Here is a 26,597-nt window from a genome sequence, read left to right as displayed (position 1 = left end):
TATGCTTAATAGAAATGTCAGCGAAGATTTGCTGCAACTTAAAAAACGTGCACGTCGCCGCTTAGTCGGAGCGATTGCCTTAGTGCTGTTCGCCTTGATCGTATTATGGACAGCGCTTGATAGCGAGCCACCTGCAACGATTGCAGGAGCAAACGCGATCGAAATTATTTCAAGCTCGCCTGCCTTGCAACAGCCGCCCACCTCAGAGCCAGTGCTGGCAGCCTTGCCCGGGCAAGTCGCATCTGCGCCTGCTGAAGCAGCGTTGTTGACGCCTGTGCCAGCAGAGCCAGAAGTGCTAGCAACGCCTGTGCCAACTGCCGTGCCCGTTTATCGTGCCGCGAGTACCGCACAGAATGTGTTGCCGGGCAAGCTGGTTAATCATCAGAAGAAAGCAGTGGTTACTACGCCTGCACCTACTGCAACACCAACGCCTAAAGCTAAGCCCGCTGTTGATCCTTTACGGATTCTGGAAGGCTTAGATGGTGCACCCGCCGCGAAGCAAACCGCCTCAGCCGATAAGCGCTACTTCATTCAAGTGGGTGCGTATGCAGACGCTGAAAAAGCGGCTCAAGTCGTCAGCAAATTACAAGGCACCGGAATTCCTGCCTATTCAGAAAAAACCGCAACAGACAAAGGCTCATTAACCCGGGTAAGGGTGGGGCCGGTAAGCGATGAAGCAAAAGCACAAAGTTACCTTAAAAAAATGGGAGTGCTTGGATTTAGCGGGCACCTGTCTAGCAAATAGGCTTAAGCATGACTGGCTTTGATTACACGGTTTTAGGCATTATGGGTCTTTCCATGTTGCTTTCAGTGATGCGGGGCCTGGTACAGGAAGCGCTGGCACTGGCGGCATGGGTGCTGGCGTTTTGGCTGGCTAGTCACTATTCAAGCGCGGTGGCTCAATGGATGCCACAAAATTTACCTAATGAAGAGCTGCGTTACTTAGCTGCTTTTGTGTCTATCTTTTTTGTGGCATGGGTGCTTTCTGCCTTACTCAGAGTGACGCTCAATCAATTTATGCAAGTAACAGGTTTAAAGCCTGTGGATCGCTTATTTGGTGCAGGGTTTGGTTTAGTGCGGGGTTTTTTATTAAGCCTTACCTTGGTACTGCTGGCTGGCTTTACCAGCCTGCCCAAGCAAACCATCTGGCGGAATGCCATGTTTAGCCCTTTATTTGAAGAAGCGGCGGTGATGACTAAAATCTGGTTACCAGAATCGCTGGCTGCACGTATTCGTTACGATTAATTGCGTTTTATAGGCTTGATCTATGGCCTGTGCGTTTAATTCCTTGTTTTAGAAGTCGCCGTTAAGGCCAAAATTTATTGCCAGAATGATTGGCAACGCATTCGTTACGATTAAGAACTCAAAGGGGCATTTCTGATGTGTGGCATTGTAGGTATCGTCGCCAAGACACCCGTTAATCAGCTGTTGTACGATGGCTTGTTGGTTTTACAACATCGTGGGCAAGACGCAGCAGGGATTGTGACGGCAGAGGGGCTGACGCTCCATATGCACAAAGGGCAAGGCTTAGTGAGTGATGTATTCCGCACTCGCAATATGCGCTCTTTGATGGGCAATGCAGGGATTGGGCATGTGCGCTACCCAACGGCAGGCTCCGCATCCAGCCTAGCGGAATCACAGCCATTTTATGTCAACAGCCCTTTTGGTATCGTGCTGGCGCATAACGGCAATTTGACCAACGATAAGCAGCTGAAAGAAGATATGTACCGCACTGATCTGCGCCATATCAACACCAATTCAGATTCTGAAGCGTTGCTGAATGTGTTTGCCCATGAATTATCCCGCCGCGTAAAAGGCCCACAGCTTGATGCGGATACGGTTTTTGATGCCATTACAGCGGTGCATGCACGGGTTAAAGGTGCTTATGCTGTGGTTGCGATGATTGCTGGCTTTGGCTTGGTGGCGTTTCGTGATCCTTACGGTATTCGCCCGCTTTGCTTGGGCACACATGAAACACCAGAAGGCCTTGAATATATTGTGGCCTCTGAATCGGTGGCTCACGATGTATTAGGCTTTAAGTTTGAGCGTGATATTGCGCCGGGTGAAGCCGTTTATGTGACCTTTGAAGGTGAGTTCCATAGTAAGCAGTGTCATGCTAATCCTGTGCTGGTGCCTTGTATTTTTGAACATGTTTATTTCGCTCGCCCTGATACCGTGATTGATGGTATTTCAGTACACGAAGCGCGATTAAATATGGGTGAGAATCTAGCCGATAAAGTGGCCGCTGTTATTCCAAAGCTCGATATCGACGTGGTGATTCCTATTCCGGATACCAGCCGTGATTCAGCCTTGCAATTAGCTAATAAATTAGGTTTGCCATATCGCGAAGGCTTTATGAAAAACCGCTATATTGGCCGCACCTTTATTATGCCGGGCCAGGCCAGCCGTAAAAAATCAGTTCGCCAAAAGCTTAATCCAATTGCTGTTGAATTTCGTGGCAAGAATGTATTGCTGGTAGACGATTCAATTGTACGTGGTACAACCAGCCGCCAAATTGTGCAAATGGTTAGAGATTGCGGTGCAACTAAAGTGTATTTAGCTTCTGCAGCGCCGCCAGTGATGTTCCCACACGTTTATGGTATTGATATGCCAACGCGTGCAGAGCTGATTGCAACGGGCCGTACGGATCAGCAAATTGCCGATGAAATTGGTGTAGATGCCATTATTTATCAAGAGCTAGATGCCTTGATTGATGCGTGTAGCAAAGCCAGTGCAGGCAAAATCACTTCTTTTGAAACATCCTGTTTCGATGGTAAATACATCACGGGCGATATTACTTCCGCTTATTTGGATGAATTAGAAGCAAAGCGTTTGTCCCCTTTATCGGCCAAAGCCGGTGATGTAGCAGAAAGCCGCTTATTAGATATGAATATCGGTGTGGGCGAGCAGAATCTGCTTTAAGCTCGATAGGCATTCAGCAAGCGAAGCCCCCGCAAGGGGGCTTTTTGTTGGGCTTACCCTGTGGGCTGCGCGGCCCATCGCGGAAACGGGTCTTGAAAATGAGCCCATTGCTCTACCCCCAAGACTAATTCCTTCTCGCTCAGTAAGCAGTGATTAAGCCGTGCACGAAAACCGACTTCATCTATATCTTGCCCAATAAACACAATCTCTTGCCTGCGATCGCCAAAGTGATCGTCCCAGCGCTCCATGATCTCTGCAATCTGCTCATCGTCTTCTGGCCAGTGTTTCTTTGGCACGCTGGCCCACCAATATCCACCCGCTTCATGGCGACATGCACCACCTGCCTGCGACCAGCTGCCTGCAAAATCAGGGCGGCTAGCTAGCCAAAAAAAACCTTTAGATCGTAAAACCCCTGGCCATTCGCTATGGATTAAATCCCAGAAGCGCTGTGGATGCATGGGGCAGGGGGCATGCCATACAAAGCTGGAGATGCCGTATTCCTCTGTTTCGGGGATTTCTTCACCGCGCAATCCTTGTAGCCAGCCGGGCGAATTAGCGGCCACTTCAAAATCAAACAGCCCCGTTCCCATGATGCGCTTGAGTGGCACTTGTCCATGGATGGCGATTTCTTGAATCGCCCGTGGGTTGAGCGCCGTTAAAATGCTTTGTAGCTCAGCCAGCTGCGCCACGCTAATCATGTCGGATTTACTAATAATCAGCACATCACAGAACTCAATCTGCTCAATCAGCAAATCAACCAGCGCTCTATCATCGCCATCGCCCGCGGTTTCGCCACGATCACTTAACAGATCGGCACTGGCGTAATCTTTTAAAAAGTTAAAGGCATCTACAACGGTAATCATCGTATCTAATCGTGCGATATCAGACAGCGATTGGCCTTTTTCATCTCTGAATGTAAAGGTTTCAGCCACGGGCAAAGGCTCGGCAATGCCGCTTGATTCGATCAGCAGATAATCAAAGCGATTTTCTTTGGCAAGCTTGGCTACTTCTTCAAGCAAGTCTTCACGCAGGGTGCAGCAAATGCAGCCATTACTCATTTCCACCAGTTTTTCTTCGCCGCGCTTAAAGCCACCTTGATGGATGAGCTCGCCATCAATATTGATATTGGATAAATCATTCACAATCACGGCCACGCGCAAGCCTTCACGGTTTTGCAAAATATGATTCAGTAGCGTTGTTTTGCCAGCGCCTAAAAAGCCGGACAAAACCGTGACGGGTAGTTGCTTATTCATATTGCACTCCTGTAAAAGCATTAGCATACCTAAATGCAACTTAGTTGCGCAACCTAGTTGCATTAGTAAGGAGGTGGATTGCTTGGAACGAAAGGCATTTGAAGCGGCTTACGATAGGTTTGCCAGATGCATTGCATTTGAATGGCGGCAGATAAACTGCAACAAGACGCTTTCTTCACATAAAATAGCGACTTAGCACTGGGCTCGAAATAATCTCCCGAAATGACAACCGCGTAGGGTGGGCATGCCGTTGTGCTCACGCGGCAGATTAAGCGAGCGTGGGCACAAAAACGTGCCCACCCTACGACATTTCACTTTCTGAAATTAAGGGAAATTATTTCGAGCTGAGTTCTTAGCCTTACACTATTTAAGCCCCTTATTGATGTTGACCGTGAGTGAGTAGAGTTAAGCCATGAATGAAGAAGAATTCGCAGCCTTACACCCTGATACTTTAGCCGTTCGCGCGGGCACCAGCCGTAGCCAGTTTGGCGAACACTCAGATGCCATGTACCTTACTTCTAGCTTTGTGGTTGGCAGTGCAGAAGAAGCCTCGCTTAAATTTACTGGCCAAATTCCTGGGTTTATTTATTCTCGCTTTACCAATCCCACTGTCAGCGCTTTTGAAGAAAGACTCGCCGCCTTAGAAGGGGCAGAGCGCGCAGTGGCCACAGCATCAGGCATGAGCGCCATCTTGTCGCTGTTTATGGCGCACTTAAAGTCTGGCGATCATGTAGTGGCCTCGGCCAGTCTGTTTGGCTCCACCATTCAGCTGCTCAATGTGTATCTCAGTAAGTTTGGCGTGAGCGTCACCTATGTTTCGGCAACAGATACCGCCGAATGGGCAAATGCCTGCCAGCCGAATACCAAGCTGCTGTTCTTAGAAACGCCATCCAATCCGCTGACTGAAATTAGCGATATTCGCACGATCGCCGACATCGCCCATGCGCACGATGCTCTGCTGGTGGTGGATAACTGCTTTTGCACGCCCATTTTGCAAAAGCCATTAGCGTTGGGTGCCGATTTGGTGGTGCATTCAGCCACTAAATACATTGATGGCCAAGGCCGAGTCTTGGGCGGGGCAGTGGTTGGCTCGTCCGCCTTGATCGAGCCGGTGTATTTATTCCTACGCACCGCAGGCCCTAGTTTGTCAGCCTTTAATGCCTGGGTCTTACTTAAGGGCCTAGAAACCTTGCCTATCCGCATGCGCGCCCATTCTGAAACCGCCTTAAAGCTAGCCACTTACCTAGAAGCGCATCCTGCTATCGAGCAAGTCTACTACCCCGGCCTGCCTTCACACCCACAGCATGAGTTGGCGATAACCCAGCAAAACACCGGTGGTGGCATGGTGTCTTTTGTGGTGAAAGGTGGCCGCGAGCAAGCATGGAAAATCGTCGATGCCGTGCAACTCATCAGCCGCACCGCCAATCTAGGTGATACCCGCAGCACCATCACCCACCCCGCCAGCACCACCCACGCCCGCATCACCCCCGCAGCGCGCGAGGCCGCAGGGATTACTGAAGGCCTGATCCGTATTTCGGTGGGCTTGGAATATATTGATGATTTAATTGCCGATTTGGAGCAGGGATTGGTTTAGGTTTTTGTTTTGTTGATATGCGTAGGGCGTACTCGAAGCTCCGCGTGCGACAGTTTTTAGTCGCTCAGCGAAGCGCAGTACGCCAGTCAGCAACTGAATGGCAGGTATGTCTGTGCCAAATTCCTCGTATTTATTTAGTAGTGTAGGGCGGGTTGGTTTTATCAACCCGCGCTGATTACCCGTTGTTATGTTGGAATCGGCGCGGGTTAGGTCTTTGACTAACCTGCCCTGCATCGCTTCTCAGCATTAAAAACGCGTACATCGGCAAATTTTAATCAAATCTTTGTTTAGATAAGGGCACAGCACATGGTGGAAAAGGCATTGGTGAAAGTGGGCATCCTGTTTGGCGGGAAGTCGGTTGAGCACGAAGTATCATTGCTGTCCGCAAAAAATGTAATGGACGCACTCGATTTAGACAGATTCGAGCTTGTCCCGATCTTTGTCGATAAAGCTGGGCGATGGTTGCTGGTGGACTCTCTGGATGCTTTGCTCGAGAAAACGGCAGCAGAGTCAGACGGGGCCGCAGTCAGCTATGGTCCGGTGGTTTCGTTTGTTCCTGGCGGGCAAGGAAGGTTGATCCATCTTTCTGACATGGCGAGCAGCACCTATGTTGATGTTGTGTTTCCTGTGTTGCACGGCTTGTGTGGTGAGGATGGCAGCGTTCAGGGCTTGTTGAAACTTGCGGGCGTTCCCTATGTTGGATCGGAAATCATTGGATCCGCAATTGGCATGGACAAGGATGTAAGCAAGCGATTATTGCGCGTGGCAGGTATTCCTATTGCTCCCTTTTATGCGTTCAAGCGGGGCGACGCGATTGACTGCCGCAAAGTGCTGGAAGAGCTTGGATTGCCTGTATTCGTTAAGCCAGCCAGCCTTGGGTCGTCGGTTGGCGTAGCAAAAGTGGTAGATGCATCCGGGTTGCAAGCGGCAATAGACGCCGCTTTTAAATTTGATGCCAAGGTTTTGGTGGAAAAGTTTATTGAAGGGCGAGAAATCGAGTGCGCCGTGTTAGGGAACGACGATCCAGTTGCATCTGTTGTTGGCGAAATAAGCAGCAGCCATGATTTCTATTCGTATGAGGCGAAGTATGTCGATAAGAAAGCTGTGAAATTAACGGTGCCAGCAAGTATAGATTCGACGATTGCTGATCGAGTCAGAGCGCTGAGCGTGCAGTCCTTTCATGTGCTGTGTTGCACGGGTATGGCCCGAGTTGATTTCTTCCTGAGCAAGGATGGCAGCCTTGTTGTGAATGAAATTAATACGATTCCAGGCTTTACCAGTATGAGCATGTACCCACTTTTGTGGCAGGCCACTGGCTTGGCATATAGGACACTCATTAGCCAATTGATCGAGCTGGCCATGCAGCGCTTTGCACAGAATGAAGAATTAAAAACGTCTTTTTGATTTGTGTAGGGCGGGTTGGCTTTATCAACCCGCCCTAATTACCCCTTGCTATGCCGGAATTAGATTGGCGGCTTAGAAAGCTGGGGTCAGTTCACAGCGAGCGGCTTTTTTATAAATATACCTATTATTTATTGTTGGAAGAGACTTTTAACAGAGGTAGTAACAATAAACCGGATCCGGCAGCGGCCAGTGCCACGACCGTAAAAAACCCATTCCAATGCCAGAATTCAATCACCTTGGCAATTGGATAGCCTGCCAGTGCCGCGCCCATATAGGCAAATAAACCGACAAAACCAGTTGCTGCTCCTGCGGCATCTTTATGTGAGCATTCAGCGGCGGCCATACCAATCAGCATTTGCGGACCAAAAACAAAAAAGCCAATCACAAAGAAACAAGCCGCCAGAAGAATATAGTTATGCACGGGTAACAGCCATAAAGCACCGACAGAAACCAAAATACCCAGCGCAAAAATCAGATTCATTGGCCCGCGGTTTCCGGAAAAAAACTTATCCGATCCCCAGCCGGCCACTAATGAGCCAATAAATCCTCCAACTTCAAACAGGGATAAAGCAGAATTGGCCGTCATTAATGAATAACCATATTGCTCAGTTAAATATAAATTACCCCAGTCATTAATGGCGGTGCGAACTATATAAACCAGCACATAACAAAATGCCAGCAACCAGATATATTTATTAGTCAGTACATAGCGCTTCAGAATTTCTTTATTAGATAAGCCCTGTCCTTCCCCTTCCTGCGCCTGCTCCAGTTTGTCATTGCGCCATACACCAACCGAAGGCAATCCCATGGACTGCGGCCGGTCGCGCAAACGCCAGCATAAAAACAGACCAATCACGATGGCAATGACCCCCGGCACAAACATCCCCATCCGCCAGCCATAGGTGGCCGCCACGGTACCTACAATCAAGGGGATCAAGGCACCGCCCACATTATGTGAGGTATTCCAGATCGACCACCAAAACCCCCGTTCGGTGCGGGAATACCAGGAAGTCAGTAATTTTGAGCACGGAGGCCAGCCCCAGCCTTGAAAGAAACCGTTCAGCATCCATAACAGCATTAACATCCACAGGGATGAGCTCAGCCCGAACAGGATATTAATCACGCCGGTTGCCAGCAGGCCCAGCCCCATAAAATAACGCGGGTTTGAATGATCACTCATCACCCCGGATAAAAACTTAGAGCAACCATAAGTGATATAAAACAACGTCCCCATCATGCCGATATCGGCTTTTTGCAAGCCAAGATCCAGTAACATACTTGGCATCGCATAATTAAAGCTTTTGCGAGTAAAGTAAAAAACTGCGTAGCCAATATACATGGTGAACATCAGCTGAATACGCCAAAAGCGATACGTTGTATCGATCTGTTGCTGATCAGTAATCAGCGGAGCAGCAGGCGCTGCTTTCAGGGGACCAAACATGGCAGAGGCCTTAATGTAGTCAAAAATAACTGACTACCATCATAAAGATCAGCGCCCGGTACCGCGCCCGACAAAGTCTTAGGTTAACTAAGAAAAAGTCTTATACCGGGGCCGCTGGGAGAATGCCGGATTAAACAAGGGGCAGACTGACCCGCAAACAAACTCCGCTCCGGTGGCTTAAACTTAATCTGCCGCCCAGGGCTTCGACTCGTTCCCGCATCCCGCGCAACCCCATCCCCACTTGAATGGGAGCCGTGCCCGCACCATTATCGCTAACCGATAAATACAGCCAAGTGTTTTCCTGCCAAAGCTTAACGCAGACCTGACTGGCACAGGCGTGCCGCGTGACATTATTCAGCGCCTCTTGCAGCACCCGGAATAAAGTCAGTTTTAATGCCTCATCAAACAGCTGCTCATCCAGGGGCCAGCTCAGATTGAATTCAATCCCCCGCGCCGCGAACTGTAATTCGCCGGCCAACTGCCGCACGGCTTCTTGCAAACTTAAATCATCCAAGGCGCGTGGTCTTAACCGCAGCAATAATCCCCGGGCACAGTCGTAGACATTCAGCGATAAAGATTCAATCACGCCTAAAGAGGCTTTCAACGCCGCATCCTGGGTCATCCGTCCGGAAAGTGTGGCCTGAATCCGGATGGCTGTAATATTTTGCCCGATTTCATCGTGGAGTTCCCGGGCAACATCGCGGCGCACCGCTTCCTCGGCATTAACCAGTTGCCGGGCTAGGGCATGATTTCTGGCCAGCTGGCGGGATAAGCGCTCATTTAAACGCGTTAATGCCGCCGCCCGTAAACGCGCGCCCTGAATGGCCACGCCCAGCACCACGCCTAATAAATTTTGCGCAATCAGCGCCAGCAATAAATCATTCAGCACACTATGGCTGAATATCGCCAGTGCCAGACTATTGCAAAACGAAGCCAGTACCGCACCGCGCCAGCCATGTAAATAGGCCAGCAGCACCACAGGAACAGCAAGGCAAAGCGGAGAAAAAAAAGCGAAGCCGACCGGTAAGGCGGCCTGCACGGAAAAGCTCAGTGTAAACAGCAGCAGATACGATAAAACAAAGCGCAGACGCAAATTAAAGCTTTTACGCCTTTGTCCCGGGCCAATAGGCAACCAGCGGATCCGGGTTAATGCCTCCCATAAAATAAACAGTGCAGGCCCCAGCAACAGGCATCCGGCAAGCGATGCTAAAAAGGCCTGCCAGGCATTGCCACCAAGCCATAACCACAGCAAAGCAGAGCTAAGCGCCGTCAGCAAAACCGCGATGCCTTGTTTCAGCAGCACCTGCCACTCATCCCGCACAGGCCAGCGCTGCAGCAGCAGTACCGCAAAAGAAAGCGGAGCCAGCAAAAACAGCTCCGCGGGCAGCTCTAAGGCGCTGAGTAATAAGCCCAGCACCAGCCATTCAGCCGCAATAATTGCGGGAGCGCAGAAGCGTGGAGCAAATAACAGCAGGGAAAATCGTAAGCCGCAGGGTAAAAACAGCACCGCTAGGGTCAGGCTGTGCAACAGCGCGGCACTGACCGACCAAAGTGCAAACCAGACGCCACAACAAACGGGAATCGCCAGCACCATCCGTCCCAGCGAAGAACTTAACTTAGCTTTCACGCTGCATCCGGTGGGCAAGTTCCACATTATTACTGACATTGAGTTTATCCAGCGCATGCGCCCGGTGCACATGGACCGTTTTGTGGCTTAAACCCAGACGCAGCGCTACGGTACGGACATCACAGCCTTCGGCCAGCAGCTCACAGACTTCCCGCTCGCGCGGCGTCAGGCAAACCAGACCCTGACGCGGAGCCAGTAAATTGGCCGCTAGGGCCGGGGGCAGATAGCAGCCACCGGCCGCAATGGTGCGGATAGCCAGCAATAACTCTTCCACTTGGCAGCGCTTACTGATAAATCCCCTGGCGCCCAGATGTAATGCCTTTTCAACCATGGCCGGGCCGTCCTGAACGCTTAAAATCAGCGCTTTCACCCCCTCAGGCAACCGGCCCAGCAGGGTTAAGCCACTTTCTGGCGGTAAGGATAAATCCAGCAGACACACATCTGCCATATCAGGCAAAAGACCCTTTAATACTTCAGGTACTGAGGCAAACTGAGCCACCACACGCATGTCGGCTTCTAAAGATAAAAGCTGAGCAAAACCTGAGCGCACCAAAAGATGATCGTCTACTAAAGCCAGCCGGATCACAGGCCCACTCCTTTATACGGAATCGGCCATTGTAAGTCAGCCACGGTAAACCTGCTGATTCGTCATTGGCCATCAGGCCTGTTGTTCACGCATTGCCCGCTTATTTAATTTACCCACACTGGTACGCGGCAGCTGCTCCACAAAACGGATTTGCTCCGGCACCTCAAACTTAGATAAATGGCCCGCTCTTTTTTCAAGGGGGCTTAGGTAAAAACTTAAGCGAACGGCATTAGCATTTTGATTGGCGCTTGCAAGGGGGGATGGCGCCGGACGTTTTCGGCCCGGGCCTGCTGCTTTAATCGCCTGAGGGTTTAATCCAAAAACTGCGCCGCTCGCCCGCTGATTTGGGCGGTGATGGCTTCTTTGATGTCGGCAGAGAGCAGCATGCCGCCGTTCCAGGTGGCGACGTATTCCAGACCATCGCTTACGCTATGATCGCGGCTGTAGTTCAGTACCTGCTTGCTGCCGCGTACGGCAAGTGGTGATTGGGCTGCGATGACGCTGGCGGTGCGCATGGCCGCAGCAAGGCATTCCTCTGGGCTAACAAACACTTGGTTAACCAAACGCACGCTAAGCGCGTCATTGGCGGGCATGTCCATTGCGGTGAAGGTCATTTCACGCGCTGTGCCCTCACCAACAACGCGGCCTAAGCGTTGCAGGCTACCTACGTCGGCAACCAAGCCCATCGCTACTTCGCGCACGCTAAAGCTGGCGTCTGTGCTGGCGTATCTGAAATCTGCAGCTAGTACCAAATCTAATCCACCGCCCACGCATGCGCCATGAATCGCGGCAATCACTGGCTTGCGGCAGTGCTCTAGGCTGCTGACGCAGGATTGCAGATTTAAAATCAAGGCGCGGATAGTTTCGCGATTACGCGCTTCGCATTCGCTGCTTAGGCTGGTTTGGATTTCAGCCAGCATCATCAAATCAATCCCTGCACAGAAATTACGCCCAGCGCCATTCAGTACGACTGCACGCACTTCGGCGGTTTGATCGCACCACGTAAGGGCCGCTTTAATTTCCTGCCACATCAGCGCATTGAGCGAATTGGCTTTTTTAGGGCGATTAAGCGTGACAAGGGCGATGGCATTGCTGACATTCACTTCAATCGTTTCGTATTGCATGGGGCATCCTTGGTGAGTAGAAGCTTGCAGTGGTATTAAATTGAGGTGAAAGGCTTAATCGCGCTTTTTAGGCAACCACGCCCAGACCATTTCGCACTGAATAGGCGCTTCTCCTGATTCATCGCTGATCTCTACACTTACAGAGAAATTGCCTTTTTCGGTGCTGTGTAATAGCTCAATTTGGTCCTTGCTTAAGGTGGCCACGGCGCGCATATCGCCCTGCGAGCGTTTTTGGTAATCCACATGCATGGATTTAAGTAGTAGTAGTTTATCGTCTGGCACATTCATGCCCATCACAAAGCCGGTGCTGGTTTCGGCCAATAGCGCCATCGCCGCAGCGTGCACGCCCTTGATATGGTTTTGTACTTTGCGGCGGTTTTTAATTGAAACCACCAGCCGCGCCGCGCTGACTTCTTCAAACTGCACACAGGCTGTCGATAAAAAAGGCACGATACGGCCAAATAGGCGAGTCAGAATAAAGCTGCGTAAGCCTTGCGGCAGATTCGCGGTCTTGGCTGCAATACGGCTCATTTTATTGAGTGGGCGGGTCATCGTGGCGGCCTTTGCTTGCTAGAATAAGACAAAATAGCAAGAAATCGCGCCGCTTGTGACCGGACTATCCCGCCTTTACAAACGATCGTTTTAATGTTGCGGTTTGTCGCAGAGCTTACGGCGGTGTTTAAAACGCAATAAGCTTTCTTATGGGTAAAGATCGTTCAGAGTAAAGCTAAGCGTGTTAAATCTCGAACCACAGAGAACACAGAGGAAACAGCACTCATGGTTTCCTCTGTGTTCTCTGTGTTCTTTCTTATCTCTGTGTCTACAGATCTTTTTTCACTTACAAAGCATTCAAATACAGCGAAGCCTCTTGCGATGGCAAAGCGCGGCGGCCGAAGGCCAGCACCGCATCGCTGATGCGCTTGGCTTCCTGTGTTTGTTTCTGCCAGTGGTGCCAATACAGAGGGATATGAATGCGCTCACTGCTGGCTAGCTCAATGATTTTACCTGAGGCAATCGCTGGCTTGGCCTGAGCGTAAGGAATTGCCGCGTAGGCCAAGCCAAAGCACACCGCATCAAAGAGGGCGTGGCTTTCAGGAATCTGATGGCAGGGGAAGTGGTCATCCATAATGCCGTAACGCTCGCCTAACCAGCGCCGGTGCAGTGAATCCCTATTGCCAAAAATCGCGGTAGGCGCATGCATTAAAGCGGTTTGAGTAAAGCCTTGTGAAAAATGCCGCTCTGCAAAAGCAGGTGTCGCCACAAATACATAGGGCATGCTACCAAGGCTTTGTACTGCGCAGCCTGTTACCGCGCTGGGCTGGGTACTGATGCAACCCGCTACATCGCCAGCTCGCAGTAAATCCAGCGTATAGCCTTCATCATCAATCACGCATTCCAGCAGTAAACGCTCGCTCTCTAAGAGTGGGGCGAGCGCATCCAGTAGACCAATGGCCAAACTATCGGCATTGACGCCAAGGCGCACGCTTTGCCAATCCTGCTCTTTAAAATCGATTTGCTCGGCGAGGGCTGCCTCTAATTGGCGAACTTGGCGAAAATGCACAATTAGCTTTTCACCCGCACGCGTGGCATGCACGGGGCTTTCACGCACCACCAAGACTTTGCCTAGTTTTTCTTCCAGCGATTTAATGCGCTGAGACACGGCAGACTGCGTTAAAAACAGACGCTTAGCAGCTCGCTCAAAACTGCTTTCACGCACCACCATTTCCAGCGCTTCTAGTAATTTGTAATCAAGCATCAGTTTGGCTTATGCAACATAAGAATTGCTTGTTTTACCATAAATCAAGCCTGTGTTTGAATGCTAAATAACAAGCGAATACAAAATAGTAATTAAAGAATAGCCCGCTACCTAATGCTTTATCTGGATGATGAAAAATGAACACGCTATTAAATGATGGAAGCACACTGACCATACGCCAAGCCGATTTAAATGATTTGCATGAAATCTGGCGCTTATGGGGGGCATGGGCTTTATTTGATGAATATCGGCAGCACTTTAATCAAAAAGCAGATTTAGAAGCAGGGCATCAATATCTGATTGAGCGCTTAAAGGCGGGCGATTCAGTATTGTTTACTGCTTGCGAGGGCACAAAAACAGTAGGCTTTGCGCAGCTCTATTGGAATTTATCGTCATTACGTATGCAGAAAACATTGCTACTGAATGATTTATTTGTAACCAAAGAGGCCCGAGGCCGAGGTGTTGGCCGTGCCCTAATCAAAGCCGCCGAAGATTTTGCTGCTAAGCAGAATGTGGGCTACATGGAAATGGAATCAGAAGCGGGCGAAGTCAAAGCATTAACGCTTTATCAGGATGCTGGCTGGATGCCAAATCGAAATTATGTGGTTTATGAACGAAAATTGCGGGCGGCGTAAATAATATTTTTTCCTGATTATGCCTCTTGCTCAATGGACTCTGCGTAGATGAATTTCTTGAGTGCGGGATTTAGTTTTTGAATTTGTAGGGCGGGTGAAACCCGCGAGCGATGCCGAATAAATACGCGGATTTCACCCACCCTACGATATTTATAATGTTGTTGAGCAAGCGGCATAATCAGGTATTTTTTTTGCTTGAAATAAAGGACATTAAAAAAAGCCACGAATCATCTTCGTGGCTTTTTTGTATTCTTGAATAAATCATTTAATACTTTCAAGATAATCCAGCTCTTTCTCTGCCTTGGCGGCTTTACGATCTGCAAGCTCGTTACGTATTTGACGCCTTACTTCAAACTGAGCACGATGAAGTCCCATCACCACAATTTCCATATTTCTTTGCGATTGTTCCAGCTGACGGCGCTGGCGGGGGGTTTTAAACGTAGTCGACAGAGTCATGGGAGTACCTTTTTTGAGGGTTACCGTTTGATCACTGAGGTTTCAGGTCATGAAACCGAGCATAGAGCCACACTAGCATTGCTGTTGCAGATTACAGTTTAAAGATACTACGCCAAATAGTTTATCTATGTAATATTACATCCAAGGTTTTTTAAGATAGCAAAGCAAGTAAGTGATTGATCTTACACGCTTTGCCTGCTTAGTTTAGTTCAAATCTATTGCGTTGCAACATCAATTACAATGCCTGCTTTTAGTTTGTTTCTGCAAGTAATTCTTTACGCATTTCTTCAGGAATATTAGACAAAACCAAGGTGTCGTTTTCCGGGTTGTAATGTACTGCGCCACTTCGTAAGCTACTACGATCAAATTCCAGTTTCCAGTGTGGTGCTTTGGTTTTGAAAGTGCGCAGCGGTTTAATGGCACGGCGATCGGGCACAAAGCCGTTGGTGAGTTCAAGGTCTTGATGGCCGAGTACATTCTGTAGCTGCATCGGTGCATCGGGCCATACTTGCTCGGCAACTTGCTCTAGCGTGACTGGGCAGCTGGCATTGCCTAGCTCGTCTAGGTATTCATGGGCACGCTCGAATAGTTGATCGCGCTCTGCAGGCTGTAAGTGTTGCTCTTCGGCAAACTGGCTAAGGCCGTGCACTAGCTTTTGGGTTTCTTTCAGCGCAACCACAATATCATTGCAGCCCAAAAATGATTTGAAGTAAGCAGCCACATCGCCACGGCCACGCAAGAAGCTGATATAGCGCTCTGCACCATTTTGCCATGAGTGCAGATCAATTTTTCCGGCGACTTTTAAGTTGGCTGTATCCAAGTAAATACTGTCAGCCACATTCAGCTCATCATCGAGCATCGTACCCATGATTTCAGACAAGATTGTAAACAGGATGAAATCTGCGCCATCGCTTTTAATTCGGGCAATCAGCACATGGCCGCCGCTGGCGAGGGGTTCTTGCTCTAAGCGCAGAAGCAGGTGCTGCATCATTTGCTGTGAGCTAGCCAGAAAATCCGCGCCTTCCATAAGCTGACGAACCAAGCCTTGCATCGGGAAGGCCTCTTGGTCTTCTTCAAAGCTGCCAAAGCCTTTGCCCAGTTTTTGGGTATAGAGCTTACAAAGTTGATCAATCAGCCTTTGTGCTGCGGGGGTGTGGGTAATTTCTTTATTGCTTAAGCGCAAGCTCACAGGGCCGTGGGCTTCTTTATTGATTTGATGGCTGATCAGGTTGCTGATGGTATTGGTGGTCATGGTGTTTCTCGGTGAGGGCTTTGGGGCGCAGTTTACTATCCATCGGCGTTGTCTTGGCGAAGATGCGCTGTGATTTTTTGCGCGAAGGCGGTCAGTTGCGGCCAATCTGTATATTCAATGCAGCTTATTCCATCGCTTGGGCCGCCGGTCATACGCATAATCAGACGAATAATTTGCTTATCTAGCCAGCCATAGCGCGGGTAGTTCAGCTTGCCTGCAATAGAAAGGGCGGCAAAAGGGGCGAGCTGGTATTGATGAATCAGTTTTTTGAGATAGCTATTGGGTGAGCCGTCGCCTTTGCGGGCGCTAAGGCTGACGGATGCAATGGCAAGTGGCATGTGTGCCAGCTGCTTGGCATTTTGCCTAAAAAACTGTAGCGCTTCAGGGTGGTGTTGCCCATAACGCACCGAAGCCACGACGATGATCGCTGTGCTGGATGTGATCGGTGCTGGCGGTGTTTTTAAATTACAGAGTTGTACAGGCCAAGTGTTGAGATGTACGGCCAGTGTTTGCGCGATGCGTTGCGCCTGACCATCACGGCTGGCATAAAGAATGAGGATGGGTTTCATCTTTTACAGCGTAACACCGTGATAGGTGGCACACGTTGAGCGCTGTCAGGGTTAGTCCGTGATTAACAACTGTGCAGGGCGGCTGCGGTAAGCGCAGTAGCCGGGGCGCGGGCCAATCTGTGGGTGGTTGCGACAGGTATTGGGGCGATTCTTATAAATAGTGCAGAGTCGTGTTTTTAAATCCAAATAACGACAATCACCATTGGCTTTACGCTTTAGGGTGTAAATGCTGTTCTTGAAATTAAAGTGATCAATGATGCCGGCTTTCGTTAAACGCTTGGCGATTTGCTTAGGCGGCTCGCCTTCTGCTTCAAACGCATCCACTAGATTCATGCGTACTAAATCGCTGAGTTTTACTTCAACTGGCAAGGTGCAACAGGAGGACTGGCAGTTTTTGCAAAGTTCATCGCGAAATTTAATCCAAGTGGCTGGATTGTCGGTATGGGCGTGATAAATCAAAGGGATTGTCATAAAGAGTAGTAGGGCTAGGCAGGCAGGAGGGGGCGTATTCTGCCTGTTTTTTGAGCGCTTAGGCAGATAAATCGATATTTGGTGGCTGGCAGCCTTGCGCTGTTAGCCAAAACACCGCATCCTTCGCCCTTGGTTTTTTTAGCCTGAGGCTAATACTCGGTTTGTTTTGACGAGCACTGGTTGATGAGCTACAGATTGAATGAGGGGTTGTATGTTAAGTAAATTTCAGCTGTATAAATTAGACGGGTTTAAATCCGACGAACAAAATAGAAAAGAGCGTACTCCGGGACGCTTTGGACAGGAAGCGGTGAAAGTCATGGATAAGCGCGAACAACGTAAAGCAGATCAAGCAGCAGGTTTAGTGCCGTTTGCAGTAAAACTCAACGGTGATTTGATTAAAGAATTGCACGCCGCCGCCGAGCAACGTGGCGTGAATATGGCTGATTTGGTTGCTGAGTTGTTGAAGAAAGGCTTACAGGCTTAATTGCTTAGTTTTTCTGAATAAATAAAAAGGGGGCGCGAAAGTAGCCCCTTTTTATTTGCAGGGCGTCTCTCGTAGTGATTTGAGTTTTTCGTTCTACAAATGTGATTGGAGCTGCCTAATACCAAGCATAAAAAACGGGAAGCCAAGGCCTCCCGTTTTAGTTTTTTAGCGGCTGATTGGTTTGTAGCGAATACGTTTTGGTTTTGCGCCTTCTTCACCCAAACGTTTTTTCTTGTCGGCTTCGTATTCTTGATAGTTGCCGTCAAAGAACTGCCATTTGGAATCGCCTTCACACGCCAAGATGTGCGTAGCGATACGATCCAGGAACCAGCGATCGTGCGAGATCACCAGTACGCAACCGGCGAATTCCAGCAGCGCATCTTCAAGCGCACGCAGGGTTTCGATATCCAGATCGTTAGATGGCTCATCCAGTAGCAAGACATTGCCACCAGAAATCAGCGTTTTAGCCAGATGCAAGCGGCCACGCTCACCACCGGATAATTGGCTGACAATTTTTGCTTGATCCGCGCCTTTAAAGTTAAAGCGACCGATGTAAGCGCGGCTAGATGTTTCGTAACGGCCAACCGTCAGAATGTCGTGCCCGCCAGAAATCACCTCAAATACCGATTTATTGCCATCACCCAGCGAATCACGGTTTTGGTCAACATAAGCCATTTTGGTGGTCGTGCCGATCTTTACCGTGCCGCTATCGGGCTGCTCTAAACCAGCCAGCATTTTAAATAGCGTGGATTTACCCGCGCCGTTTGGCCCGATAATCCCAACAATTGCGCCAGGTGGTACGCGGAAGCTTAAATCATCGATCAGCAAGCGATCGCCAAAGGCTTTGCTCACGTTTTCGAATTCAATCACTTCATTACCTAAGCGCTCTGCCACGGGAATAAAGATTTCCTGTGTTTCATTTTGCTTTTGATAATCTTGGCTATTCAGTTCTTCAAAACGGGCAATCCGTGATTTAGATTTAGCCTGACGCGCTTTAGGATTCTGACGAACCCATTCCAATTCTTTCTTAATGGTTTTTTGGCGTGCAGATTCTTGGTTTTCTTCGGTTTTTAAACGCGCTTGCTTTTGATCTAGCCAGCTAGAGTAATTGCCTTTCCAAGGAATCCCGTGGCCACGATCCAGCTCTAAAATCCACTCGGCCGCGTTATCTAAGAAATAGCGATCGTGGGTAACGGCCACTACAGTGCCTGGGAAGCGGCACAGGAATTGCTCTAGCCAATCGACTGATTCAGCATCCAAGTGATTGGTTGGCTCATCAAGCAGCAACATATCAGGCTTGGAGAGTAGAAGTTTACACAGCGCCACACGGCGCTTTTCACCGCCAGACAGATTGCCAATGATGGCATCCCAAGGCGGCAGGCGCAGCGCATCGCCCGCGATTTCTAATTGCAGCTCGGCATTGTCGCCCGAGCTGGCTGAAATAATTGCCTCTAAACGCGCTTGCTCTTCGGCCAGCGCATCAAAATCAGCATCAGGCTCGGCATAGGCCACGTAAACGGCTTCTAGCTTGGCTTGCGCTTCAAACACTTCACCAAGGCCCGATTCCACTTCTTCACGCACGGTTTTAAGTGGATCAAGCTGTGGCTCTTGCGGTAGATAACCGATATTCAGGCCAGGCATCGGCGTGGCTTCGCCAATGATGTCTTTATCAATACCGGCCATAATTTTAAGTACGGTCGATTTACCCGAGCCATTTAAACCTAAAACACCAATTTTGGCGCCAGGGAAAAAACTCAGCGAGATATCTTTTAAAATTTGGCGCTTCGGCGGGACAATTTTCCCGACCCGATTCATGCTGAAAACATATTGAGCCATTTGTTTTCCTATAAGTTAAGGGAGTGAATAGTTTGCGGGCAGCGATGTATTTTCTGCCAATGGGCATAAGCATAACATTCATGCCCAATAAACACTGCTTTGACAGGTGTTTTGTAATGAAAATAGCGGTGCTAAATAGGCATGCAGGCGTTGCTGAACGAGCTATTCGAAGTCTAGCCTTCCACTTATTCCTGTTTTATGGCGATCTATTAAATGAAAAAACAATCTTTTCACCAAGTAAAAAATCAAACTTACGCCAGGAGCGCCCAATTAATCTGTGGCGAGGGTTGTCCCGTCTTCTCGGTGGCGAAGTCGTCTGGGCTGAACGCCATGTTAGGCATAACGATAGTCAAGGTTATAGGCAGCAAGTGAAGACAAAAATAGAGTAGAAAAACCGGTTTTCATAGGGTGTGCAAGTCGTGTTTCTTGCGCACCATTTTTCTGTGCAGAGGCTACGTCGTTGTACACCCTATAAAAAGCGGGTTCACTCCATGACAAAAGCTTAAGTTGATGCCATATAAGACACAAGGATAGTCAAGGTACGGTGTAATCAGAGCAGTCGGGTGGTGGCGTACTTGCGACATAAGCGCGGGCTTCCGGGGCGAAGCGATACAGCCGCTGGTAGCTGCATTGGGGGTCGGTTGCGGTCATGATGTCGCGTTTGCGCAGAGGCCGCCTCGCCAGTGAATCTTTGGACCGTGAGACAGGCCCCGGAAAAGTGGTCGCCTTACTGCGATAGCGCAGCACCGGCATTGCTGCTGCGGATGCTCCAGTCAGGGCGAGGCTGGCGTTGAAGCTATATTCGTCGTGACAGGCTCCGGCACGCTGCTTCATGTCACGCTCGCCAAAGCACGCCCGGATCAGTACGCTGGCGCTCTGCGGAACACTGAGCACCTTGAACGGTGCTTGGCCGGGCAGAAAGGCAATGAGGTGCAGGGTGGTTGAGCTCGCCCCGCCGCCGGAATACATGCTGCGCACCTGCGCTTCCACGCCTGCCAAGATGCCGCCCTCAAAACGAATAAGCTTCGGCCACAGTTGAAACGAAGAATCTTCATCTGCGGATAACAGATCCGCTAAGCGATAGTGTGTTTGCCCCGGATCACGCTGACCGTCAGACAGCTTGAGGTTCAAGTCCGTGCCACTGGCTACGTCGTTGGTGCACGCCTGGCCTTCGCAGCTGGCTTGCAATGGCGCGATTTCGACACAGAGATCGTCCCGTGTACACCCCAGCGTCGTCAACCCAGCTTCAGATCGGCTGATCGCCAATGTATTTATGCGCGCTGGCGCGGCGAAAGCCGAGGATGCTGACAAGAGCATCAGCGTGGCCAAGGATATAAATTTAAACATGATCAAAAACCGAGAGGGGTGGACAGGGGGCAGAGCAAAGTTAAATCCTACTGTGCTTCATATACTTAGAGCCGAAGCCAGCAGATTTAACTTTGCTCTGACCTCAGTTATTCAACGCCTAGTTCGGCATTTTTAATTTCATTCCAAGGCGTTAATTTATACTTTTTAAAGCCGTACATATAATATGAAGCTATCGCAAGACCAAAAAAAGCACCGGCAAATAAAGCTGTTGAGATAATTACAGTAGCCGACTTGTTTTCCATATTCCAATCAAAAAAGTACATAAATAGCCCACAAGCCAAACCAAAATAAATACCGGTTGAAAGCGCGTTATTTAAAAAAGAGTTGTAATGAGGTAGTGGGACTTTAAACCCAAACTTATGGACTAATTTTATAAATGGGGGGTTGTAATTCGACTTCCAAATGTTAGCTTGTTCAAGTTCTTTAATTGCAAAGGTACATTTTTCTTCATGCGTCATAATTGATTCCTTTTTCCTGATTATGTCTCTTGCTCAGTCAAGCTCCCACATGGGCATAGTCCGGCTTGAGTAAGGTATATGTAGAATAAGGGCGCACTACGTCAAAACCAATTAAATCACCCGAAGTAGCAATGCCATACAAGCTGCTAAATAAAGGGTTCCGGAGCAAGAGACATAATCAGGTTCCTTTTTTGTTTGGCTGTTGTTCTACTGGACGTTGCCTAGCGTGCAAGTGAGCGGGCTGTGGAGAAAGCAATGGGGGTCAGGTCTTACATTTTGCATATGATAAAATTTACAGTACCTTGTAAAAAAGGTTCAATCGATTGCTTTATGTCAAATGCAAGACGTGACCCTATAGGTTTTACTCATTTCTATTTCCTTGCTTCATCTAACCGTAGAGCTAACCGGCGCTACGCGCGGCTTTATCGCGCAGCGTCCAGCGACTGAAAGGAGCGAGGTTGAGCGTCGGGTTAGCCCTGGGCAATTTCATAACAGACCTTTGAGTCGCAGCAAACCAAGCGCGGCGACTGTAGTTGCATCCTTGATTGTTCCGTCTCTGATCATGTCCTCAACGAGATGGAGTTTGAATGGTTTGGCAATCAAGCCGAACTCCTCTGCATCAAGCTGAGTTTTGCCTGTGCTCAATTCGGTTGCTAGGAATAGATCGTATGCCTGAGTGGAGTAGCCATAGCCAAGGAACAAGCGACCTGCATGGAGCATCGAACCCGCTATTAAACCCGTTTCCTCACGTAACTCTGCTCTAGCAAGTACAAGCGGGTCTACCGTTTGTTCTTCCCACGAGCCCTGTGGCAATTCCCAGAATCGGTCTTGAACAGGGTATCGGTATTGCTCTACGAGATATATCTCTCCGTCAGAAACGGCAGCAATAACTGCAAAGTCAGGTTTTTCGACAACACTATAGAGGCCGGAACTTCCATCAGCGCGGACAATTGCATCTTCGCGCAAGGTCATCCAGCGATTTTTGTAAACGACGGTGGTTCCAATGGTTTCGATTTCTGGCTTTGACACTGCTGGTACCTTTTAGCAAATTAGTGAGGGCTTAGTAACTGGGGTCAGAGCAAACTTAAATCCTGCTATGTTTCACACGCTCAGAGCCGAAGCAAGCAGATTTAACTTTACTCTGACCCCAATTATTTGACCCCAGTTATTAGGCATCTCTCTGCGCTACGACGAGTGATTCTTGCTCTGTTGTAATGCCCGAAGTTCATGCATTGCAAGTGTTGCCTGATGAACTGGAACAAAGATGTGATCATGGTTTAGGCCTGCGACGACATTGCAACTAATTCCTGACTTGCCAAGCGCCGTTGCAAACGCCGCTGTTAGACCGACAGCCGCAAGATCTGAGCTCACAGTCAGCGTAATCCATGCGCATTCAAAGAATGCATTGAGGCATTTCTCCCGTGCGTATGATTCTTCGACTATTAATGATAGGCCTTCAGTCTCCCGTATGGCAGCTACTACCCTGACGTCGTTGAAATCTGGGGTCTCATTGCTCAAAACGTACACGTAGGTGCCGTGTTGAAGCTGTGGTTCCAGTGTGCGGAGAAGCGTATCGAGATCGGAGATTGGGAGCATTTGTGTGATTCCTAATTTAGGTTAAGGGGCTGCGGCACGCAGTGCCAGAGAGCGAAACGAACGATTTGAACCGCTTGTTAGGCAAGCGGTTGGCATGCCAGCAGCAGGGCGGTGATGCGACGCGCTACCTGTCTTTGATTCTTGATGTATTTGCATGCATTCCTTCGCTTTTCCTCTCGGAGCTTGAAGCGCCTCAACGCCAACTTCGTGCTCTGGTTATAGGCCTACATCAAAGTCCTGACTCAATCATGAGCTTTATTTTTGCGGCTTTTTCAAAGTGATCTAGTTTGTGGGTTTTTATCCACCATGTTGCGGCCTCCATAAGGAGCTCTGGGTCATCATTTCTATTTGCGAAAAACGCATAAAAAGAAACGCCAACAGACTCACCCTTGGCAATTATTTTCTTCTCGCACACGTTGATGACTTTCTTTCTTAGGTCTTGCCGCATTAGTTTGAGTTACCTTTTGCCTAACGTTAAAATTAAGCAGCGGGCCTACGCTGCAATTGGGAAAGTAATGGGGTCAGGTCTTACATTTTGCATATGATAAAATTTACAGTACCTTGTAAAAAAGGTTAAATCGATTATTTTATGTCAAATGTAAGGCCTGACCCCATTTCATGCTCTCATGTTTTTCACAACACCTGATCGAAAGATCTGGGCGTCGGGCTGGGGAATCTTCGCTCTCGGACTTCGTACAAGAGTGCTCCGAGTAGTACCCCAGCTGGCGAAGTTAGCCACCAGATTGCTAGACGCAGGTGCGAGTTTGTCGCTGGAGTTGGTGCGAAGAATACTGAAATAAGCAATAGCGTGGTCAGTAGGTAGAGTGACTTTCTGTTTGCTGGAGGAGACCAGCGGATCGCCGCAAATCCGGCTAGGAACCAGGTGAAGAAGTTTCCGAGCTGGATTGTTAGCCACTCAATCGTATCGGGATCGAGAGGCGCACTGTTTGGTGTGTAGGGCGCGCTGGAAAATGCAAGCCAGACAATTGGCCTGAGAAAGTGAAACGCGACGACGAAAGTGGCGAGCGCGATCAGGTGAGTTGCGACGGCCGCAAGTAGGCCGCGCCAGAAGCTTCGCTTTCTAGTGAGAAGAGGTTTCGGATCAAACAGAAGGATTGGTTGCATGTGTGGCTTTGTGATGCCTAACGTCAAAATTAAGCAGCTGGCCTACGCTGTAATTAAATAAAAAAGCCGCACATTCCGGCCAGTCTGCTTGAATGCTATGTTAGGCGAGTTGCCACAATACAAAAAATAAAACTCACGTTTTTCGTAATGAAACAGTAATACGAAAAGAAAACCACTAAAAACAGAGCCGACGAATTGTAGCGTATTAATGCAGAATTAAAACAGAAAGATGAAAGCAGAATAAGAATATCAATACGATTGCAGCACAAACTGCCACTGCAGCGCGCCAACTAAAAAAATAGGCCGCGGTGCCTAACATTTGATTTAATGGGCAGGCCCTAAAGCACTGTCCGAATACGATGCAGGTTCAAGACCTGTCCCGGTTGAACGAAGTGTCATCCATCAGCCCCATTATTTCTTGAGTTCTGTATAAAAATAGCGCATACAACCAAGTTAAAAATATTGGAATTATTGTTATAAAAATCAAACCCAGTGCAGTAGATGATGCAATGCCTATAATCATGCCAATTCTAACTGTGCACCGTTTTATTCTATGTTGCAACGCCCAACTAACGGACAGGATAAAAAGGATAATCCACGCTATAAGGCCAATAAAAATAATTGCCATGTATATTGATTGTGCACCTTTTGATGGGCCGAGCAGGGCATTGGGAATTGATAGTCCGTAGGGAATTGATACTACCGTGGCGAAACATGTTGCTAAAAACAGAGACAATGTTGTTAATATGCTGGCGATTAACCTTCCAATTTTCAATATTGGTCGCATTAATAAGGTTTCGGTAGTAAGTGAAGTCATTGATGCCTAACGTCAAAATTAAGCAGCTGGCCTACGCTGCAATTAGATAAGAAAGCCGCACGTTCCGGCCAGTCTGCTTGAATGCCATGTTAGGCGTAGTGCCACTGCACAAGAAATAATGCCCACGTTTTTCGTAGCAAACCAAAAAACTAAATAAGAAAGCCACGAAAACGGAGCAAACGAATTAAAGGCGTATTGCTAAACAGCGTAAACAGATAACTGCAAAACAGAATAAAAATATCAGCATACCGCAACACAAACTGCCACTACAGCGCGCCAACTAAAAAAACAAAACAATTGGCAGGGGTGCCTAACGCGCCGATGAGCGGCGCCGAAGCGTCCGCTCCATTGGCTGGTTAGGTTGTTCGCTCATGGGCCTGCAGACGTTGGATCTGGCCGTTGTGCACTCCGGACAAAAGTAGCAGCGCGGTGATGGCACCGATGAACGCGAAGAACATGTCCGACTGTGTATCCCATGGGTCACCCTGCGTTCCGAGGAATTCGTCTGCGCCTTGGCCCATCGTGAGAGCAGCACCCCACTCAATGAACTCATAAGCGGCGCTTATGGCGAGCACTGTGCACACAACTATGAACGCTAACATTTTGTGGCCTCGGATGTATTCGCCACGAATGAAGATCTCACGTGCAACCAGTGCCGGTACGAAGCCTTGGAAAAAATGCCCGATCTTGTCGTATGGGTTGCGGTGAAAACCGAAGAGCTCTGCGATTTCAAAGCCAAGCGGCACACGGGCGTAAGTGTAGGCGCCACCCAGCATTAGGACTAGTGCATGTGCAAAAATGAGTGCATATATGAGCGTAGTGAACGGGAAGCGCTTGTAGGTTGCGCAGAGAGCGGGAACTGCAATGATGATGGGTAACACTTCCATCAACCAAGTCGCTCGGTCATACGGCCTTACACCAGAAAGGGCGAGCAACCCAAGGATAAAACCCAGAGCAATTAAGAGTGAAGTTGAACGGTGCATGAGCATATATTCGAGCAGCCTAACGTTTGAATTAAGAGGCGCGCGTCAGCGCGTCCTGCTTGAATGATGGGTTAGCGCGCATTTTCGACATCTGGCGCCAGATACCAATGCATGAACTCAAAGAACGAGCCCCAGCGCGGTTGCGGATTTTCAATGAACGATACTCGATCTGCCAACGAGAAGTCGTACACGGCTTCTGTTATGTTTGAGTAGAGGTAGCAGCCTTCACCTTGAACACTGGTGATACAGATAAATTCTTGAGGCAACACCCACACATCGTGTACGAAAGAAGTGCCTGTAGCAATTTCTGGTGTGGGCTCGCAAATATCGGAAAGCTCTTCATCTGAAGTTTGGCTCCGAAAGAACCCGATTTGAAACTCAGTGAAAAAGCTGTGAAGTTCGCCCCCCTCGCGGACACCGAGAGAGATAAGCTCTAAATGAGCAACATCTTTGGCCGTGCGCAGCACTTGTCCTTTTTGCATGAGCACCAGACTTCTGAGCGAGGCGGAAACGGCGGAATTTTGTGATGACATGCGCGCTAACGTCAAAATTAAGCAGCTGGCCTACGCTGCAATTAAATAAAAAAGCCGCACGTTCCGGCCAGTCTGCTTGAATGCCATGTTAGGCATATTGCCACTGCACAATAAATAAAACCCACGTTTTTCGTAGCAAACCACAAGACTAAATAAGCAAGCCACGAAAATGGAGCAAACGAATTAAAAGCGTATTAATAAACAGCGTAAACAGAAAGCTGCAAAACAGAATAAAAATATCACCACGCCGCAACACAAACTGCCACAACAACGCGCCAACTAAAAAACAAAACAATTGGCAGGGGTG

The 26,597-nt window shown here is 48.9% G+C and carries 28 protein-coding genes; 8 read left to right on the top strand and 20 right to left on the bottom strand.

Going from position 1 to position 26,597, the window contains the following annotated elements; all coding sequences use genetic code 11:
* Nucleotide 1 precedes the first annotated feature (1 nt).
* The 3 genes from ACFQNF_RS18300 (at nucleotide 2) to purF (ending at nucleotide 2,922) form a co-directional block, all read left to right on the top strand.
* The gene (locus tag ACFQNF_RS18300) at nucleotides 2-745 is read left to right on the top strand and encodes an SPOR domain-containing protein (RefSeq protein ID WP_380189413.1); all 744 of its coding nucleotides are present in this window, start codon (nucleotides 2-4) and stop codon (nucleotides 743-745) included.
* 8 nt (nucleotides 746-753) lie between these two features.
* Nucleotides 754-1,245: a CvpA family protein gene (locus tag ACFQNF_RS18295; RefSeq protein ID WP_380189412.1), complete on the top strand. Its 492-nt coding sequence runs from the start codon at nucleotides 754-756 to the stop codon at nucleotides 1,243-1,245.
* A 135-nt stretch (nucleotides 1,246-1,380) separates the two neighbouring features.
* Nucleotides 1,381-2,922: an amidophosphoribosyltransferase gene (gene purF / locus ACFQNF_RS18290; RefSeq protein WP_380189411.1), complete on the top strand. Its 1,542-nt coding sequence runs from the start codon at nucleotides 1,381-1,383 to the stop codon at nucleotides 2,920-2,922.
* A 53-nt stretch (nucleotides 2,923-2,975) separates the two neighbouring features.
* Here purF and zigA read toward each other — a convergent pair whose 3' ends face one another.
* Nucleotides 2,976-4,175 carry a zinc metallochaperone GTPase ZigA gene (gene zigA, locus ACFQNF_RS18285; protein WP_380189410.1) on the bottom strand — a complete coding sequence of 400 codons (1,200 nt, stop codon included), beginning with the start codon at nucleotides 4,173-4,175 and terminating at the stop codon, nucleotides 2,976-2,978.
* Between the two features lie 412 nt (nucleotides 4,176-4,587).
* Here zigA and ACFQNF_RS18280 point away from each other — a divergent pair, with 412 nt between their 5' ends.
* The gene (locus ACFQNF_RS18280; RefSeq protein ID WP_380189409.1) at nucleotides 4,588-5,769 is read left to right on the top strand and encodes an O-succinylhomoserine sulfhydrylase; all 1,182 of its coding nucleotides are present in this window, start codon (nucleotides 4,588-4,590) and stop codon (nucleotides 5,767-5,769) included.
* Nucleotides 5,770-6,075: 306 nt separating this feature from the next.
* Entirely contained in the window at nucleotides 6,076-7,173 is a 1,098-nt protein-coding gene (ddlA, locus tag ACFQNF_RS18275; RefSeq protein ID WP_380189408.1) for a D-alanine--D-alanine ligase, read from the top strand.
* Between the two features lie 124 nt (nucleotides 7,174-7,297).
* Here the strand turns inward: ddlA and uhpC are convergent, their stop codons facing one another.
* From uhpC to ACFQNF_RS18245, 6 genes are all read right to left on the bottom strand, one after another.
* The gene (gene uhpC / locus ACFQNF_RS18270; protein WP_380189407.1) at nucleotides 7,298-8,614 is read right to left on the bottom strand and encodes an MFS transporter; all 1,317 of its coding nucleotides are present in this window, start codon (nucleotides 8,612-8,614) and stop codon (nucleotides 7,298-7,300) included.
* Between the two features lie 130 nt (nucleotides 8,615-8,744).
* The gene (uhpB, locus tag ACFQNF_RS18265) at nucleotides 8,745-10,241 is read right to left on the bottom strand and encodes a signal transduction histidine-protein kinase/phosphatase UhpB (protein ID WP_380189406.1); all 1,497 of its coding nucleotides are present in this window, start codon (nucleotides 10,239-10,241) and stop codon (nucleotides 8,745-8,747) included.
* Nucleotides 10,231-10,827 (bottom strand): response regulator, encoded by a 597-nt coding sequence (locus tag ACFQNF_RS18260; RefSeq protein ID WP_046351894.1) that lies wholly within the window; start codon nucleotides 10,825-10,827, stop codon nucleotides 10,231-10,233. Before ACFQNF_RS18260 ends, uhpB begins: the two co-directional genes overlap by 11 nt.
* A gap of 311 nt (nucleotides 10,828-11,138) precedes the next feature.
* Nucleotides 11,139-11,951 carry a crotonase/enoyl-CoA hydratase family protein gene (locus tag ACFQNF_RS18255; protein WP_380189405.1) on the bottom strand — a complete coding sequence of 271 codons (813 nt, stop codon included), beginning with the start codon at nucleotides 11,949-11,951 and terminating at the stop codon, nucleotides 11,139-11,141.
* Between the two features lie 54 nt (nucleotides 11,952-12,005).
* On the bottom strand, nucleotides 12,006-12,503 hold the full coding sequence (locus ACFQNF_RS18250; protein ID WP_380189404.1) for a DUF4442 domain-containing protein: 498 nt from the start codon (nucleotides 12,501-12,503) through the stop codon (nucleotides 12,006-12,008).
* Between the two features lie 286 nt (nucleotides 12,504-12,789).
* On the bottom strand, nucleotides 12,790-13,707 hold the full coding sequence (locus ACFQNF_RS18245) for a LysR family transcriptional regulator ArgP (RefSeq protein WP_380189402.1): 918 nt from the start codon (nucleotides 13,705-13,707) through the stop codon (nucleotides 12,790-12,792).
* A 137-nt stretch (nucleotides 13,708-13,844) separates the two neighbouring features.
* Between ACFQNF_RS18245 and ACFQNF_RS18240 the strand changes: the two genes are divergently transcribed.
* On the top strand, nucleotides 13,845-14,342 hold the full coding sequence (locus ACFQNF_RS18240) for a GNAT family N-acetyltransferase (RefSeq protein ID WP_380189400.1): 498 nt from the start codon (nucleotides 13,845-13,847) through the stop codon (nucleotides 14,340-14,342).
* 261 nt (nucleotides 14,343-14,603) lie between these two features.
* Here ACFQNF_RS18240 and ACFQNF_RS18235 read toward each other — a convergent pair whose 3' ends face one another.
* The 4 genes from ACFQNF_RS18235 to ACFQNF_RS18220 form a co-directional block, all read right to left on the bottom strand.
* Entirely contained in the window at nucleotides 14,604-14,798 is a 195-nt protein-coding gene (locus ACFQNF_RS18235) for a hypothetical protein (RefSeq protein WP_046351899.1), read from the bottom strand.
* A 250-nt stretch (nucleotides 14,799-15,048) separates the two neighbouring features.
* Nucleotides 15,049-16,050: a nucleoid-associated protein gene (locus ACFQNF_RS18230; RefSeq protein WP_380189398.1), complete on the bottom strand. Its 1,002-nt coding sequence runs from the start codon at nucleotides 16,048-16,050 to the stop codon at nucleotides 15,049-15,051.
* A gap of 35 nt (nucleotides 16,051-16,085) precedes the next feature.
* A complete protein-coding gene (gene hemG, locus ACFQNF_RS18225; protein ID WP_380189396.1) occupies nucleotides 16,086-16,619 on the bottom strand; it encodes a menaquinone-dependent protoporphyrinogen IX dehydrogenase in 534 nt (177 codons plus the stop codon).
* 51 nt (nucleotides 16,620-16,670) lie between these two features.
* Nucleotides 16,671-17,090 carry a YkgJ family cysteine cluster protein gene (locus ACFQNF_RS18220; protein WP_046351902.1) on the bottom strand — a complete coding sequence of 140 codons (420 nt, stop codon included), beginning with the start codon at nucleotides 17,088-17,090 and terminating at the stop codon, nucleotides 16,671-16,673.
* A gap of 211 nt (nucleotides 17,091-17,301) precedes the next feature.
* Between ACFQNF_RS18220 and ACFQNF_RS18215 the strand changes: the two genes are divergently transcribed.
* Entirely contained in the window at nucleotides 17,302-17,574 is a 273-nt protein-coding gene (locus tag ACFQNF_RS18215; RefSeq protein WP_156455139.1) for a hypothetical protein, read from the top strand.
* A gap of 165 nt (nucleotides 17,575-17,739) precedes the next feature.
* Here ACFQNF_RS18215 and ettA read toward each other — a convergent pair whose 3' ends face one another.
* On the bottom strand, nucleotides 17,740-19,410 hold the full coding sequence (gene ettA / locus ACFQNF_RS18210) for an energy-dependent translational throttle protein EttA (protein WP_130104778.1): 1,671 nt from the start codon (nucleotides 19,408-19,410) through the stop codon (nucleotides 17,740-17,742).
* A gap of 116 nt (nucleotides 19,411-19,526) precedes the next feature.
* Between ettA and ACFQNF_RS18205 the strand changes: the two genes are divergently transcribed.
* Nucleotides 19,527-19,799 carry a hypothetical protein gene (locus ACFQNF_RS18205; RefSeq protein ID WP_380189393.1) on the top strand — a complete coding sequence of 91 codons (273 nt, stop codon included), beginning with the start codon at nucleotides 19,527-19,529 and terminating at the stop codon, nucleotides 19,797-19,799.
* 145 nt (nucleotides 19,800-19,944) lie between these two features.
* On the opposite strand, the gene ACFQNF_RS18200 is transcribed toward ACFQNF_RS18205, so the two are convergent.
* The 8 genes from ACFQNF_RS18200 to ACFQNF_RS18165 all read right to left on the bottom strand — a co-directional run bounded on the left by ACFQNF_RS18200 (nucleotide 19,945) and on the right by ACFQNF_RS18165 (nucleotide 26,239).
* Nucleotides 19,945-20,757: a hypothetical protein gene (locus tag ACFQNF_RS18200; protein WP_380189391.1), complete on the bottom strand. Its 813-nt coding sequence runs from the start codon at nucleotides 20,755-20,757 to the stop codon at nucleotides 19,945-19,947.
* 107 nt (nucleotides 20,758-20,864) lie between these two features.
* Nucleotides 20,865-21,236: a DUF6404 family protein gene (locus ACFQNF_RS18195; protein ID WP_380189389.1), complete on the bottom strand. Its 372-nt coding sequence runs from the start codon at nucleotides 21,234-21,236 to the stop codon at nucleotides 20,865-20,867.
* Nucleotides 21,237-21,722: 486 nt separating this feature from the next.
* Entirely contained in the window at nucleotides 21,723-22,265 is a 543-nt protein-coding gene (locus tag ACFQNF_RS18190; RefSeq protein WP_380189387.1) for an NUDIX domain-containing protein, read from the bottom strand.
* Between the two features lie 156 nt (nucleotides 22,266-22,421).
* Nucleotides 22,422-22,832 carry an ACT domain-containing protein gene (locus ACFQNF_RS18185; RefSeq protein ID WP_380189385.1) on the bottom strand — a complete coding sequence of 137 codons (411 nt, stop codon included), beginning with the start codon at nucleotides 22,830-22,832 and terminating at the stop codon, nucleotides 22,422-22,424.
* A 229-nt stretch (nucleotides 22,833-23,061) separates the two neighbouring features.
* A complete protein-coding gene (locus ACFQNF_RS18180) occupies nucleotides 23,062-23,280 on the bottom strand; it encodes a DUF6500 family protein (RefSeq protein WP_380189383.1) in 219 nt (72 codons plus the stop codon).
* Nucleotides 23,281-24,324: 1,044 nt separating this feature from the next.
* Complete coding sequence (locus tag ACFQNF_RS18175) at nucleotides 24,325-24,774, bottom strand: hypothetical protein (protein ID WP_380189381.1); 450 nt, start codon at nucleotides 24,772-24,774, stop codon at nucleotides 24,325-24,327.
* Between the two features lie 356 nt (nucleotides 24,775-25,130).
* Entirely contained in the window at nucleotides 25,131-25,763 is a 633-nt protein-coding gene (locus ACFQNF_RS18170) for a DUF2238 domain-containing protein (RefSeq protein WP_380189378.1), read from the bottom strand.
* Between the two features lie 65 nt (nucleotides 25,764-25,828).
* The gene (locus ACFQNF_RS18165) at nucleotides 25,829-26,239 is read right to left on the bottom strand and encodes a hypothetical protein (protein ID WP_380189376.1); all 411 of its coding nucleotides are present in this window, start codon (nucleotides 26,237-26,239) and stop codon (nucleotides 25,829-25,831) included.
* Nucleotides 26,240-26,597: the final 358 nt, after the last annotated feature.

It is taken from the genome of Iodobacter arcticus, from assembly GCF_042664895.1.
GTDB lineage: Bacteria > Pseudomonadota > Gammaproteobacteria > Burkholderiales > Chitinibacteraceae > Iodobacter > Iodobacter arcticus.
The sequence above is the reverse complement of the archived record's forward strand: the minus strand, read 5'-3'. Positions and strand labels throughout refer to the sequence as shown.